We start from the raw sequence: 13805 nt of genomic DNA, 5'->3' as shown, positions 1-13805 counted from the left end.
AATAAACGAACATTAAGGTGGTTTTTATGTCTGAATATACGCATATTTTCAAAGGAACAGCTTTTACTAGTAAATCTGCTACTGACGTTCACATTTTAAAAGATTATTTATTTTTCATTAATGCTGACGGCATGATTGTTAAAACTGTCGCTCCTGAACAAGCTGATTACCAACAACTCTTAATTACATATCAAGATCAAAATAACTTCCATGTATTAGCTGAAGGGCAATATTTCCTACCGGGATTTGTCGATTTGCATGTACATGCACCTCAATGGGCACAATCTGGGACAGCTTTAGACATTCCTCTTTACGATTGGTTAAACACATATACTTTCCCTATCGAATCAAAATTCTCCGATTTAGCATTTGCTCAAGAAGTTTATGAGGATTTAGTAAGCACACTACTTGCCAATGGTACAACTACAACATTATATTTTGCGACGGTTCATAAGGAGGCCAGTGTACTTTTAGCGAAAATCTGTGCTGAAAAGGGACAGCGAGGATTAGTCGGAAAAGTAGTCATGGACGATCCTGAACAGAATCCTGATTTTTATCGAGATGAAAACACAAAAACCGCATTAGAGGATACGGAGGAATTTATTTTAGCTGTAAAAAATTTAGCCAAAACGACTAAACAGGGTGTTTATCCTGTTGTCACTCCCCGCTTTATTCCAAGCTGTACAGACGGTGCCTTAAAGGGTTTGGGTGAATTAGCTGCGAAATATGATACACATATTCAATCACACTGTAGTGAAAGTGACTGGGAGCACAGCTACGTCAAAGAACGATTCAACAAAAATGATGCCGCCGCCTTACATGACTTTGGTTTGTTAGGTGATAAATCTGTCATGGCTCATTGTAATTTCTTAAGCGATGAGGATGCCAGATTATTTGCTGAAACTGGCACTGCCATAGGCCATTGTCCAATCTCTAATGCCTATTTTGCTAACAGCGTGATTCCAATCGCCCGCTTTCATGCAATGGGCGTTGATATTGGACTAGGTTCAGATGTTTCAGGCGGATTTTCTCCAAGTCTTTTTGATAATGCAAGACAAGCTGTTATGTCATCAAGAATGCTAGAGGATGGTGTAGATACAACCATTTCCGCCGAAAAACGTGGTGTCCCAAATTCACGCATTACAATAAATGAGGCCTTCTATCTTGCGACAGCTAGTGGTGGAGAAAGCTTAAGTCTTCCAATTGGCCGTTTACAGGAAAACTATACATGGGATGTACAAATTATCGATACAAAAATTCCTACTGCTAGGCTTCCGATTTTTGATCCAAATGAAGATTTACACGATATATTCCAAAAAATCATGTATCTTGTACGCCCAGAAAATATCCGCGAGGTATGGGTGCAAGGAAATAAAGTTCATACGAGAGGCTAATCATTCTCTTATTCTCTAATAAAAATCTATTATTTTGAGGTGTACAACTTCGTGGAAACACAACATAGAAAACTAACTAATCAAACAAAACAAACACAATTAACCGTGTTACCAGATGAAAAAATTTCGTTTGGTCAGTCTGCTCTACTCGGTTTACAGCATGTTATGGCTATGGATGTTTATGTGGTGCCCTTTTTAATTGCCATGCTAATCGGTCTACAAACTGGTCAGGCAAGCGCCTTGATTCAATCAACCTTTATTGCAGCTGGGGTCGCGACGATTGTGCAAACACATTTTTGTATGAAATTACCGATGGCACAAGGTCCATCCTATGTTCCACTTGGTGCCATTGTTGGGATCTATGCAGCAAGTGGTAGTGGAGATTTAGGTTGGAGTACTGTGCTAGGTGCTAGTTTAATTGGAGCCATTTTGGTTATTATTTTAGGCTATACAGGTATCTTCAATAAAATTGTCCAAACATTTATTCCACCAATTGTTGGTGGAACGATTATCTTTGTGGTTGGACTGTCCTTAATGCCTGTTGGTTTAAGTGATAATATTTTTAATGGAGCAGGTGCATCCATAAATCAAAACATTTATTTAGCCCTGATCTCAGCATTCGTGTTAATTATTTGTGTCATGTTAGGTACAGTCTTCCATCAAAAAGGACGTCTATTCCGAATTGCTTCTGTCATCATCGCCTTAATTGCTGGTAGTATCGCAGCAAATATCATGGGTGTTTTAGATTTATCTCCTGTATCGCAAGCTAAATGGTTTAGCATGCCACAAATTCCATTTGCAGATTTTAGTTTTAGCTTTAATTTTTCTGCTATTATCACCATGGTCATTATATATATTGTCTTAATGGCTGAAACAACAGGTACATGGTTTGCCATTAGCAATGTCATCGACCAACCTTTAACAAATAAACAAATTAACCGTGGTGTGATTGGTGAAGGAATTGGCTGCTTTATTGCTTCTTTACTTGGCTCCACTCCTGTTACTGGTTATTCTACTAATGCAGGTGTGATCTCTATCACTGGGATTGCGAGCCGTCGTGTCTTTATAGCAGCAGGTATTTGGTTTATCGTCTTCGGCTTCTCTGGTAAACTAGCAGCACTCATCTCAGCAATTCCTTCAGCTGTTATTGGTGGTGTATTTGTGATCGTCTGCGGCATAATAGCTATTAGTGGTTTACAGGTCATGAAAAATGAACATATTGGCGAAAAGGAAATGTATGTCATCGCGATTCCTGTTATTTTAACGTTAGCATTGACATTATTGCCTGACGATTTCCTGTATTCCTTACCTACAACCGTGCAGTATTTATTTGGTTCGCCTATTGCAACCGCTGCGCTCGTAGCGATTGTCCTTAATAAAATTTTACCACGCTCAAAATAGTAGCTATCTACAACGCACAGCATCTTTAGTCCATTCGGATTGTAGGTGCTGTGTCTATTTATTTTCTAAAATTTCTGTTTCCTTCCCTATAAATCTGTTATACTAGAGCAAAAAAGTAGGGATTAGAATGGACTATGATGTCATAATAGTTGGTGCTGGCTCCATGGGGATGGCGGCTGGTTACTATTTAGCAAAGGAAGGAAAAAATGTACTTATGCTAGATGCCTTTACGCCACCACATGAAGAAGGTAGTCATCATGGGGATACAAGAATCATTCGCTTTGCTTATGGTGAGGGAGCTAGCTATGTACCTTTTGTAAAAAGAGCTGGCGAGCTTTGGCAAGAGCTAGAGTCTTTAGCAAATGAAAGCTTATTTATACAAACTGGTGTAGTTAATATTGGAGAGCCAACATGTGCCTTCATTCAAAATGTGAAGGCTAGTGCTGCGCTCTATAATTTAGCACTTGAACACTATTCACCTGCTGAAGCGATGAACAAATGGCCAGGGTTATACTTGCCAAATAATTTAGTTGCTTGCTTTGAACCTACAGCTGGTGTCCTTCGTGTTGAAGCATGTATCCAAGCCTATAAAAAATTAGCCTTAGAGGCAGGGGCAAGCCTCCGAGCCAATGAAAAAGTATTGGCTATCCAAGCTGGTGATATTGTACAGGTACAAACAATACATAATAGCTATAAAGCAAAGCAATTAATAGTAACGGCGGGTGCATGGGCAACAGAGTTACTACAAACAGTAGACGTGAGCATACCCGTCACACCAACGCGGAAAACCTTTGCATGGTTTGAGGCAGATGAGCAGCTGTATCGTGATGAAGTTTTCCCAGCCTACTGCTTTGAATTTGCCGATTCAACCTACTACGGTTTTCCAAGTATTAATGGAGCGGGGTTAAAGCTTGGACGACACGATGGTGGTGATGTGGTTAATCCAAACGATCCTCTACGTCCGTTTGATGCATCTGATGCTGTTGACTTACAAAACTTTATTGATCAGTTTATGCCTCAGCATGGAACGCTTAAATATGGAAAAACATGTAAGTATTCGATGACACCAGATGAAGATTTCATTATCGACTTTTTACCTGAACATCAGAATATTGTGATTGCTGCAGGTTTTTCTGGTCATGGCTTTAAATTTAGTAGTGCCGTTGGGGAAGCTCTTGCAGATTTAATTGTAGAAGGCAAAAGTAAACAAGATTTATCTACCTTTCAACTTAGTCGATTTTAGCAAAAAAAGGATTGGTACAACGGTTAGTCGTTGCACCAATCCTTTATTTTGATAACATCGTTTGAAACTCTTGCCAATCATATAAACGTGGAAGATTTACATGCTGATTATAAGATTGATTCTTTAAGATTACCTTAGTTGTCACATCATGAAGTGTCTCAAGTACTGCTGGTTTATCATCTACATAAATATCTAAAGCCAGCTCTTTTATAATGGCTACTTTTTCTGCATCTTGCATGCCACAAAAAAAATGACTGTCTGTTATTGGAAAGCCCTGTGCTTCCATCCAAGCTTTTGTTTGCCCACAATATTGTTTTGGACGAGATGTGATATAGTAAATGTCATGTCCCTGCTCTGCTAAAGCTTGGAGGGCTTTTAAAGCACCATCAAAAGATGGACAATCCGTAAAATAGATCTCTTCCAATACGCTATTCCACATGGCAGAACCTTCCTCGTTTGTTAATCCAAATGGTTCATGAATTTCTACTCGTTGTATTGCTTGAAAGGTTTCAAAGGAAACCTTTTTGCCAAGCTTTTTATTATAAAGTGAAAAGGCATGTGCTCGTAAATCAATTAATGTGTCATCTATATCAAAGCCAAACTTCATCTAGTTGTTCGTCCTTTCACGAAGCCTTATTTATAAAGTTAGAAGCAAATGTCTGCTCTTTTTCAATTTGTTTTGCTAATACTTCCTCAATGGCTTGCTCACGCATTTGTTGAAAATATTGTACGTTAAATTGTGCTAATGTGTCTTTTTTTAGCAATGATGCAAGACAATCTGCATCTTTTAGTGCACTATTCAGCCCAAACGCGCCTGTTGGTGTCATTGTGTGAACGGCGTCTCCTAGTAAGACAAGGCCCTTTGTCCCCCAACTATTACAATGGCTACTAAAGACATCAAGCAAAACAAAATCCTGCCAGGAAGTTATCTGTGCCTGCACTGTCTTCGTTAATGCTGGAAATGCCTCCACAAGCTGCTGGATAAAGGGTGTAAATGCTAGTTTTCGAAGCTGAGGGAAACTACCTTGCTCAATATTCCAGCCTATTTGAAGATAACCACCAACTTGTGTAAACAATGACAGCTGCTTATTATCGATGAGTGCCATTTTTATAGATGGTTCCCAATCTGCTGGTGCAGGAATTTTAGCCCACAGTAAATCAAAGCCATGCTTCTGTTTCTGAACATCTATATGTGCTTGCTTACGAATCGTAGAATAACGACCATCCGCACCGATAATTAACTGACTATCGATTTTTATAGAGTCTCCGTTTTTTATCGCCATAACGCCCCTATAATGACCAGTAGCATCCGCAATCAGCTTTGTAACCTTTGTATGTAGCAGACATGTAAAGTTAGGAAACAGCTGTGCTTTTTGTAAAATTCCTTTTAATAAATTTGCCTGTGGTACATGAATGCCTAAATGTCCTACGGCTTCATCTGGAAGAATTGTTTTAAATGCTCTGCCACCAGCATAATACTCAAGCTTCTCCATTCGTAATATACCGAGTGCCTCAACTGCTTCGAAAAGATGGTGGCTTTTTAAAACAGCCTCCCCTTCCTCATTTAAATGCTCGCCACGAAATGCCTGACCAAGCGCTACATTTTGCTCTAATAAAATCACTGACAGCCCATTTTTAGCAAGTAGGTAGGATAATAATGCACCAGCAGGCCCTGCCCCTACTATACAGACATCTGCTTGATAGTTCATTTTGCTTCACCCTGCTTTGGATAAGCAATAATACGCAAATCCTCGCCTATTTTATCAAATGAAGCAAACTCAACATTCCATGCCTCATGCATGAGAGAGGGATTATAGCCAGCAAACGGCGTTAACGATAGATTTCCACCCAAAACTTTAGGCGCTATATATACTACATATTTATCGATTGCACCTTGCTGTAAAAAGGAAGCATTCATTTTACTTCCACCTTCTAGCAAAATATCTGTTATGCCATGTATATAAAGCTTTTCAAGCATTTCATCAATCTGTAATCCATATTCATTTTTTTGTACCGGTAAAACTGTAACACCTTTTTCTGTAAATAAATGAATCTTTTCTTGGCTTACGTCGTCACTACAAACAAGAATCGTTGGTGCATCCTCTGTATTCAAGACATTCGCATTGTCAGGTGTACGTAGAGAACTATCCATAATAATACGTGTCGGATTTTTTCCATATCCTTCCTTAAGCCTTGTTGTTAAAGAAGGATTATCAGCAATGACTGTGCCCACACCAACTAGAATTCCATCTACTTCATGACGAATATTGTGAACATCCTCACGGGCAACCTCTCCAGTTACCCATTTTGAATGTCCTGTATGCGTAGCAATTTTCCCATCTAAAGTCATAGCAAATTTTGAAATAACAAAAGGACGGTGCGTAAGCATATTGTGAATAAAACGCTCATTTAAACGGCGCGCTTGTTGCTCTAAAACCCCTACTTCCACCACTATTCCTGCATCTTGTAGCAATTGGATGCCACGACCTGCTACAGCTGGATTTGGATCCTGCATAGCAACTACCACTCGACTGACACCAGATTCCTTCACTAAATTGGCACAAGGAGGTGTCTTACCGTAATGTGAACAAGGCTCTAACGTTACATATAACGTAGCACCCAGTGCATGCTCTCCAGCCATTCGAAAAGCATGCACTTCAGCATGTGGTTCCCCTGCTTTTCTGTGTAAACCTGTGCCTACAATCACACCGTTCTTCACGATTACAGCCCCAACAAGTGGATTAGGGTTCGTATTTCCTTTAGCACTAGCTGCTAAATCCAAAGCCAGTTGCATATACTTTTCATCTATATTCATCATCGCAACCTCCACCTATTACTTTTCAAGTATATGTCCAGATTTTTCAACTTTCGTTTCTAAATAAAAACGATTCGTCTCTGTCAAACCGCCCCATAAAGGAACATGCCCTTCCGCAGCCATGCCACGAGCCTGTAATGCAGCCAATTTCTTCGGATTATTTGTAATGAGTGTTACAGGTTTGGTACGCAGTGTCGCTAATACCGCAAGTGCTTCGTCATAAGATCGTGTATCATCTGGGAAGCCAAGTGCATGGTTTGCTTCAACTGTATCGAGCCCTTCCTCTTGCAATAAATAAGCAAGAGATTTAGAGAATAGTCCAATTCCACGACCTTCATGATCAGCTAAATAAAATATAGCACCACAACCATGCTCAACAATCATTTTCATAGACTCGTGCAACTGGTAGCCACAATCACAACGCTGGCTGCCAAATATGTCGCCTGTGTGACAAATACTATGCATTCGGATTAAAGCCTCTTCTGAATGGGTAAAATCACCATATACAAGCACAGAGGATTGTTGTAAAAATGCTAAATTAGCAGCGGCTAATCCATCAATGATTTCTTCTTTAGTTAAATTCGCATCAATTTTAAGCCAGTTATACCACTGAAAAGTTGCAGAAAAATCGCCTTGTTTTACAGGTAATTTCACTGGTCCAACTAGGCAAATATTCTCTGTATTTGTATGCTTTATTAATGTCATTTTATCTTTTACTAAGTCCATCACTTTAGTTGTAATTGTCATATTAATCTCCAACCTTCTATAGAAATAGTTGGCTAAATTCACCAACTGAACACTTGTATTTTCACATTACTTACATAACGTAACTTAGTTTATAATAATAACTAAAAAGTGTCAATCGACAGCTATTACTCTTTCATTATAATTATTAGAGATGATAATTTTATTATTACTTTTTCATCATATACTACTAGCTTATGGAGATGCTATTTTTTCTGTGCAGGCTAGTCTATAATAAGCTGTGGTACTGTAATGACGAAAGGAAGTTTAACATGAACTTAGAAAAAAATGTTCAACTAAAGCAACCAAAATATCAACAAATAGCCATTGATCTCGCCTCCAAGATTGTTGAAAGAAAATACAGCATTGGCGATAAAATATATGCAAGATCCTCTCTTGCCAGTCAATATAATGTTTCTGCTGAGACTGCAAGAAGAGCAATTGCCGTTTTGCAAGACTTAGAAATTGTTGAAGCTTCAAAAGGTAGCGGCGTAATTATAAAATCGTATGAAAAAGCGGCTCAATTCGTCAGACAGTTTCATGATGTACAATCGATTCATGAAATACAAAATGAGCTTTTGACAAGTATTCAAAAGCAACATCATGAATTGATTAATTTACAAGACAAGGCAAAGCAACTAATTAGCCGCACAGAGCATTACCGATCAGTCAATCCGTTCATTCCCTATCAATTAGAAATGACAGCTGAGAGTCCATGCATCCATCAAACTGTACAAGCTTTAAACTTTTGGCAAAATACTTCTAGTACCATCGTTGGTATTCGACGTGGCAATGAATTATTATTATCCCCTGGTCCTTATGTCTCATTTGAAGAAGGGGACATAATTTATTTTGTTGGAAATGATGAAAGTTTCGCTAGAGTTCAAAGCTTTTTATACCCAAATTAAAATCCGTTTAAGCGCTGATATAACAGCGTTTAAACGGATTTTTTCTTATTTGTCGATTTGACAAAAGTAACAACCCTTTGTTACAGTAAGGTTGTTACTTGTTTATTTTTGGGTATCATTATCCTCACATAGTAATAATCTACGAAAGGAGTGCTTCTATGGAAAAAATTAAAATAGAACACGTATCAAAAGTGTTTGGCAAACATATTCCCCAAGCACTAGAACTCGTCAAGCAACAAAAAAGTAAGACTGATATCTTAAAAGAAACAGGTGCAACTGTTGGTGTATACGATGCAAGCTTTACTGTCAACGAAGGAGAAATCTTCGTTATTATGGGATTGTCAGGAAGTGGCAAATCCACGCTTATACGGCTTTTAAACCGCCTAATTGAACCAACGAGCGGAAATATATATATCGATGGAGAAAATATTTCTACTATGGGAAAAGAAAGTCTACGGTCTGTACGAAGAAACAAAATGAGCATGGTTTTCCAAAACTTCGGTTTATTCCCCCATCGTACATTACTTCAAAATACCGAATATGGCCTTGAAATTCGAGGTATTTCAAAAGAAGAACGGCAAGCGAAAGCTGAACAGGCTTTAGAAAATGCCGGATTACTCGCTTATAAAGACCAGTATCCAAATCAGTTATCAGGTGGTATGCAGCAGCGTGTTGGTTTAGCACGAGCCCTTGCTAATGATCCTGAAATATTACTAATGGATGAAGCATTTTCAGCACTTGATCCATTGATTCGCAAGGAAATGCAAGATGAGCTACTCGATCTACAACAAACATTGAAAAAAACAATTTTATTTATCACACATGATTTAAATGAAGCATTACGCATTGGAGATCGCATTGCCATTATGAAGGATGGCTCTATCATTCAGATTGGTACGGGAGAAGAAATATTAACCAACCCAGCAAATGATTATGTCAAGACATTCGTGGAAGATGTGGATCGTTCTAAAGTATTGACAGCTGAAAATGTCATGGTACGTCCAGTTTATGTCAATACAGACCTAGATGGCCCTAAAGTGGCACTAAAGCGTATGCGTCAAGAGGCTGTTAGTTTATTAATGGCTGTTGATAAAAATAGACATTTAAAAGGCTATATCACTGCAGACGATGCACTGGCTGCAGCGAAGAAGCAAGAGCAAACCGTCCATTCTATTGTGCAATCGGAAGTGTTAACAGTTCCACCAGATATGCTACTACAGGATATTTTAGGGATGATTTATAATTCTCCTACTCCTATTGCCGTTGTGAAAGATGGTCGCTTGCTTGGTGTACTAATTAGGGGCGTTGTCATCCAAGCACTGTCAACTAGCGATGAGGAGGCCGAAGCACATGAATAACTTTTTAGATAATATTCCAACATTACCACTAGCTCCGTGGGTAGAATCAGCTATGGACTGGTTGACGAGTAATTTTTCAGCGTTCTTTAACTCTATTCAGCAATTCGGAAAACTACTCATGAATCAGGTCACTGATTTATTAATTAGTATCCCAGCCATTATTCTTATACTTCTTGTCGTGATATTTGCCTTCTTCGTTTCAGGCAAAAAGTTAGGGCTTGCTGCATTCTCATTAATCGGCTTGTTGTTTATTTATAACCAAGGATTATGGACTCATCTTATGGAAACAACCACGCTTGTGATCTTTTCCAGTATTATATCCATCATCATCGGTATTCCACTAGGTATCTTAATGTCAAAATCAACGGTAGCTGAAAACATTATTAAACCAATACTAGATTTCATGCAAACAATGCCTGGCTTTGTCTATTTAATTCCAGCTGTTGCCTTTTTTGGCATTGGTATTGTACCTGGTGTCTTTGCATCCGTTATCTTTGCTTTACCCCCAACTGTACGTATGACAAACCTCGGTATTCGTCAAGTACCAAAAGAATTAGTGGAAGCTGCAGACTCCTATGGTAGTACAGCTAGCCAAAAATTATTTAAAGTAGAAATTCCCCTTGCTAAATCAACCATTATGGCAGGGATTAACCAAACCGTTATGCTGTCACTTTCTATGGTAGTTATTGCCTCTATGATCGGGGCTCCTGGTCTAGGACGTGAAGTATTAACAGCTCTACAACGTACCCAAGTTGGGAATGGCTTCGTTGCAGGTTTAGGTTTAGTTATTTTCGCGATTATTATTGACCGTTTAACACAAAGCTTTAATAAAAAGAAAGCATTATAAAAATATCATCTTTCTAGCTACCATCCTCCGATGGATGTCGGCAGTTTGATACAAAATGATGAAGAGAAAGGGAGATTCGATGAAACTGAAAACACTATCAAAGTTAGGAATGGCTCTAGGTCTAGGCTTCATGCTTGCTGCATGTAGTGGAGGCGACTCTGGCTCAAGTTCTGGAAAAAACAGTGATTCTAAGGAGGTAAACCTAGCCTATGTTGAGTGGGATACAGAAATTGCCTCAACAAATGTTGTTGGGCAGGTACTCGAAGAATTAGGTTATGATGTAACATTAACTCCTTTGGATAATGCGATCATGTGGGAGGCTGTCTCGAAAGGAGAGGCTGATGGAATGGTTGCTGCTTGGCTACCACATACACATGCTTCACAATATGAAAAATATAAAGCTGATTTAGATGAGCTAGGTGAAAACCTTGCTGGTGCAAAAATCGGTTTAGTTGTACCAAGCTATATGGATGTCAATTCTATTGAAGATTTATCTAATGAAGCAGATCATACAATCACTGGTATTGAGCCAGGTGCGGGCATTACTGCTGCTACAGAAAAAGCATTAGAAGAATATGATAATTTAGCAGATTGGAACTTTATTACTTCTTCTTCTGGTGCGATGACAACTGCATTATCAAAAGCACTGAAAGATAAGGAAGAGATTATTGTCACAGGCTGGTCACCACACTGGAAATTTGCGAAATATGATCTTAAATACTTAGAAGATCCAAAGGGTGTATATGGTGGAGAAGAAACGATTAATACATTCGTACGTAAAGGCTTAAAAGAAGATTTACCAGATGTATATTCAGTACTCGATAACTTCCACTGGACAGCAGAAGATTTAGAAAGTGTTATGTTAGAAGTAATGGATGGTAAAGATCCAAAAGACGCTGCGAAAGAATGGGTTGATGCTAATCCAGATAAAGTGGCTGAATGGACAAAAGACGTAAAAAAATAATATAAAAACAGGCACTCCTGCATAAGAGGAGTGCCTGTTTAATTATGATAGCAATTTCAACATGATTGCTGCTCCTAATACAAGGACAATACAAACAATGCGTCGCCAGTCCTTAGATTCATTAAAAAACAGCATACCTAGCAGTGCTCCCCCAGCTGCACCAATCCCTGTCCAGATCGCATAGGCAGTACCCATCGGTAATGTTTCCATCGCATAGGCAAGGCCTGCAAAACTTAAGGTGAATGCACCAATCAACAGTCCTAAATTTTTCATACTCTTCGCCTTATTATATTTACTAATCATATATACACCCATCATCTCACATAACCCTGCAACAACTAATGCCATCCATGCCATTATTCACTCACCTCTTGTTCCTTAGGCTCTCCCGTTACAAGCTTTAAGCCTACAACTCCTGCAAGTAACACAACAATACATACGATTTTTGCTAATTTCCACGGCTCTCCAAATAGCAAGCTATCCGCACATACAGTACCAGCTGTCCCTAATCCGACAAAGATTGCATAGACGGTCCCAACTGGTAGATGCTCACCTGCTTTAATGAGCAAATAAAAACTAATAAAAATGGCAATTGCTGTACCAATCCATTCCAGTACACTTGTTGCATGCTTTAACCCAATGACCCAGCCAACTTCAAAGCAAGCCGCTATAATGACGCTGATCCATTGTTTATTCATCATAAATCCCTCCATTTTATAAGACACGGCCGACTAATTGGATGATCCAACTACTTTTTCAGCATTCGCCAAATGACTCGATTTTAGCCAAACAAAAAAAGCCTGAAGAAACTGTCTTTAAACAGTATCTCCCAGGCTTTTATCCTTCCGTGTCACAAAATCAATTTGTGGTTTTCTCTCGGACCAGACTAGCAAGCGCTACGGAACCCTAGAAAACTTTTATTCGATTATTACTCTTAGTATAGCAAACTATTCAATGATTTTCCACTGGTACGTAGCCGACCTTTTCTACCATTGCCTGCCCTTCCTCAGAAAGTATCCAATCAATCAGTTTCTGTACATTTTGATTTTCCGTTCCTGCTGTGATGGCATAAAATTCAGACACTAAAGGATATGTACCATTTTGAATATTCTCTTTTGTTGGTGCTACTCCGTCAATGGATAGTAATTTGATCTTTTTGTTACCAACCATCTCTGTAGAATAATATCTAAACGTAAAGCCCAAGGCATTTTTATAATTTCGATATTGCGACACTTCCCGAATGATTCCGCCCATCCCTGATGCAACATCTTCAGTGGGTGCCTCCATGATTGGCGTATTGCCCATCAGCTTTTCTAGTGTCGTTTGGCTTCCACTATCTGCTGGGCGTTGAAAAGCACGAATGGCCTCACCCTCCCCACCCACTTCACGCCAATTAGTTATTTCTCCAGCATATATTTTTTTGACCTGCTCAAGTGTTAAATTATCGATTTTATTTTTACGGTGCACAAAAAAGACAAATGCCTCTCGACCAATTGGCGTCATATCAAATGTAAGTCCTTCCTTTTCTGCCTGCCATTCTTGTGAGGTGGACGGGGCTGCCACAAAAATTAAATCAACATCTCCAGCTATTAAATTTTGATAGGCCTCTGGTGTACGGCTTACTTGAACTCTACTATTATATGGAGGATATTCCCCTTTGGGATACGTAGCCTCCACAAAAGCCGCATATAAAGGGTACATGGCTGTTGCTCCATCTAACCGTGGTAATGACTCTGTCAATTGTAAGGAAGCTTTATTTTTCACTACTTCATTGCCAGGGACAAATGGCTGATAGACTGTTACATCAATTTCCGCATCAACAGTGGGAATACTCATTTTATAATAATGTTGAATCGGTTTAATGGCTGCAATCAACAGGGCGATTCCCATGACACCAAATAGCAAGCCCCTTCGTTTTTTTGTGTTGGTCCATTTAAACATGCTACAAACAATCCAGATAAATAAACAAACGGGTATAGTAAAGACCAAATTAATTAAATGCAGCCCACCACTTAATGTGATAATGAATGCAACCATTAATGTCACAACGGACAAACCAATTAGTATCGATACTATTTGTATAAACTTAAGCATACAAAGACCTCCCTAGTGTAATTTTACACTCCTTACA

Annotated in this window: 14 protein-coding genes and 1 riboswitch; of the genes, 7 read left to right on the top strand and 7 right to left on the bottom strand. The window is 38.9% G+C overall.

The window, feature by feature from the left end:
* Window positions 1-26: 26 nt before the first annotated feature.
* From guaD to solA, 3 genes are all read left to right on the top strand, one after another.
* Window positions 27-1394, top strand: coding sequence for a guanine deaminase (guaD, locus tag EW028_RS00690; protein ID WP_131519572.1), 1368 nt, complete (start codon window positions 27-29; stop codon window positions 1392-1394).
* A gap of 51 nt (window positions 1395-1445) precedes the next feature.
* Complete coding sequence (locus EW028_RS00685; RefSeq protein ID WP_131519571.1) at window positions 1446-2795, top strand: uracil-xanthine permease family protein; 1350 nt, start codon at window positions 1446-1448, stop codon at window positions 2793-2795.
* A gap of 127 nt (window positions 2796-2922) precedes the next feature.
* Window positions 2923-4038 (top strand): N-methyl-L-tryptophan oxidase, encoded by a 1116-nt coding sequence (solA, locus tag EW028_RS00680; protein ID WP_131519570.1) that lies wholly within the window; start codon window positions 2923-2925, stop codon window positions 4036-4038.
* A 43-nt stretch (window positions 4039-4081) separates the two neighbouring features.
* Here solA and EW028_RS00675 read toward each other — a convergent pair whose 3' ends face one another.
* Genes EW028_RS00675 through EW028_RS00660 form a run of 4 tightly spaced genes read right to left on the bottom strand, consistent with a single transcriptional unit; the run spans window position 4082 to window position 7600 of the window.
* On the bottom strand, window positions 4082-4645 hold the full coding sequence (locus EW028_RS00675; RefSeq protein ID WP_131519569.1) for a 5' nucleotidase, NT5C type: 564 nt from the start codon (window positions 4643-4645) through the stop codon (window positions 4082-4084).
* Between the two features lie 16 nt (window positions 4646-4661).
* Window positions 4662-5747, bottom strand: a complete 1086-nt coding sequence (locus tag EW028_RS00670; protein ID WP_131519568.1) for an FAD-dependent monooxygenase — start codon at window positions 5745-5747, stop codon at window positions 4662-4664.
* Window positions 5744-6856, bottom strand: a complete 1113-nt coding sequence (gene ribD / locus EW028_RS00665; protein ID WP_131519567.1) for a bifunctional diaminohydroxyphosphoribosylaminopyrimidine deaminase/5-amino-6-(5-phosphoribosylamino)uracil reductase RibD — start codon at window positions 6854-6856, stop codon at window positions 5744-5746. Before ribD ends, EW028_RS00670 begins: the two co-directional genes overlap by 4 nt.
* Before the next feature lie 15 nt (window positions 6857-6871).
* Entirely contained in the window at window positions 6872-7600 is a 729-nt protein-coding gene (locus tag EW028_RS00660) for a GTP cyclohydrolase II (RefSeq protein WP_131519566.1), read from the bottom strand.
* Window positions 7601-7869: 269 nt separating this feature from the next.
* Between EW028_RS00660 and EW028_RS00655 the strand changes: the two genes are divergently transcribed.
* The 4 genes from EW028_RS00655 (at window position 7870) to EW028_RS00640 (ending at window position 11674) form a co-directional block, all read left to right on the top strand.
* Entirely contained in the window at window positions 7870-8505 is a 636-nt protein-coding gene (locus EW028_RS00655; RefSeq protein ID WP_131519565.1) for a GntR family transcriptional regulator, read from the top strand.
* Window positions 8506-8663: 158 nt separating this feature from the next.
* Complete coding sequence (locus EW028_RS00650; RefSeq protein ID WP_004232299.1) at window positions 8664-9863, top strand: quaternary amine ABC transporter ATP-binding protein; 1200 nt, start codon at window positions 8664-8666, stop codon at window positions 9861-9863.
* A complete protein-coding gene (locus tag EW028_RS00645) occupies window positions 9856-10710 on the top strand; it encodes an ABC transporter permease (protein ID WP_016991840.1) in 855 nt (284 codons plus the stop codon). Before EW028_RS00650 ends, EW028_RS00645 begins: the two co-directional genes overlap by 8 nt.
* A gap of 79 nt (window positions 10711-10789) precedes the next feature.
* A complete protein-coding gene (locus tag EW028_RS00640; RefSeq protein ID WP_131519564.1) occupies window positions 10790-11674 on the top strand; it encodes a glycine betaine ABC transporter substrate-binding protein in 885 nt (294 codons plus the stop codon).
* Window positions 11675-11716: 42 nt separating this feature from the next.
* Here EW028_RS00640 and EW028_RS00635 read toward each other — a convergent pair whose 3' ends face one another.
* The 3 genes from EW028_RS00635 to EW028_RS00625 all read right to left on the bottom strand — a co-directional run bounded on the left by EW028_RS00635 (window position 11717) and on the right by EW028_RS00625 (window position 13768).
* The gene (locus EW028_RS00635) at window positions 11717-12031 is read right to left on the bottom strand and encodes a DMT family transporter (protein ID WP_131519563.1); all 315 of its coding nucleotides are present in this window, start codon (window positions 12029-12031) and stop codon (window positions 11717-11719) included.
* On the bottom strand, window positions 12031-12372 hold the full coding sequence (locus EW028_RS00630) for a DMT family transporter (RefSeq protein WP_131519562.1): 342 nt from the start codon (window positions 12370-12372) through the stop codon (window positions 12031-12033). Before EW028_RS00630 ends, EW028_RS00635 begins: the two co-directional genes overlap by 1 nt.
* A 126-nt stretch (window positions 12373-12498) precedes the next feature.
* Window positions 12499-12595: riboswitch (guanidine-I (ykkC/yxkD leader) on the bottom strand.
* A gap of 30 nt (window positions 12596-12625) precedes the next feature.
* Window positions 12626-13768 (bottom strand): PstS family phosphate ABC transporter substrate-binding protein, encoded by a 1143-nt coding sequence (locus EW028_RS00625; protein ID WP_131519561.1) that lies wholly within the window; start codon window positions 13766-13768, stop codon window positions 12626-12628.
* Window positions 13769-13805: the final 37 nt, after the last annotated feature.

The organism is Lysinibacillus sp. OL1, from assembly GCF_004332175.1.
Taxonomy (GTDB): domain Bacteria; phylum Bacillota; class Bacilli; order Bacillales_A; family Planococcaceae; genus Lysinibacillus; species Lysinibacillus capsici.
Note: the sequence above shows the minus strand (reverse complement) of the source record. Positions and strands in the feature narration are given on the sequence as shown.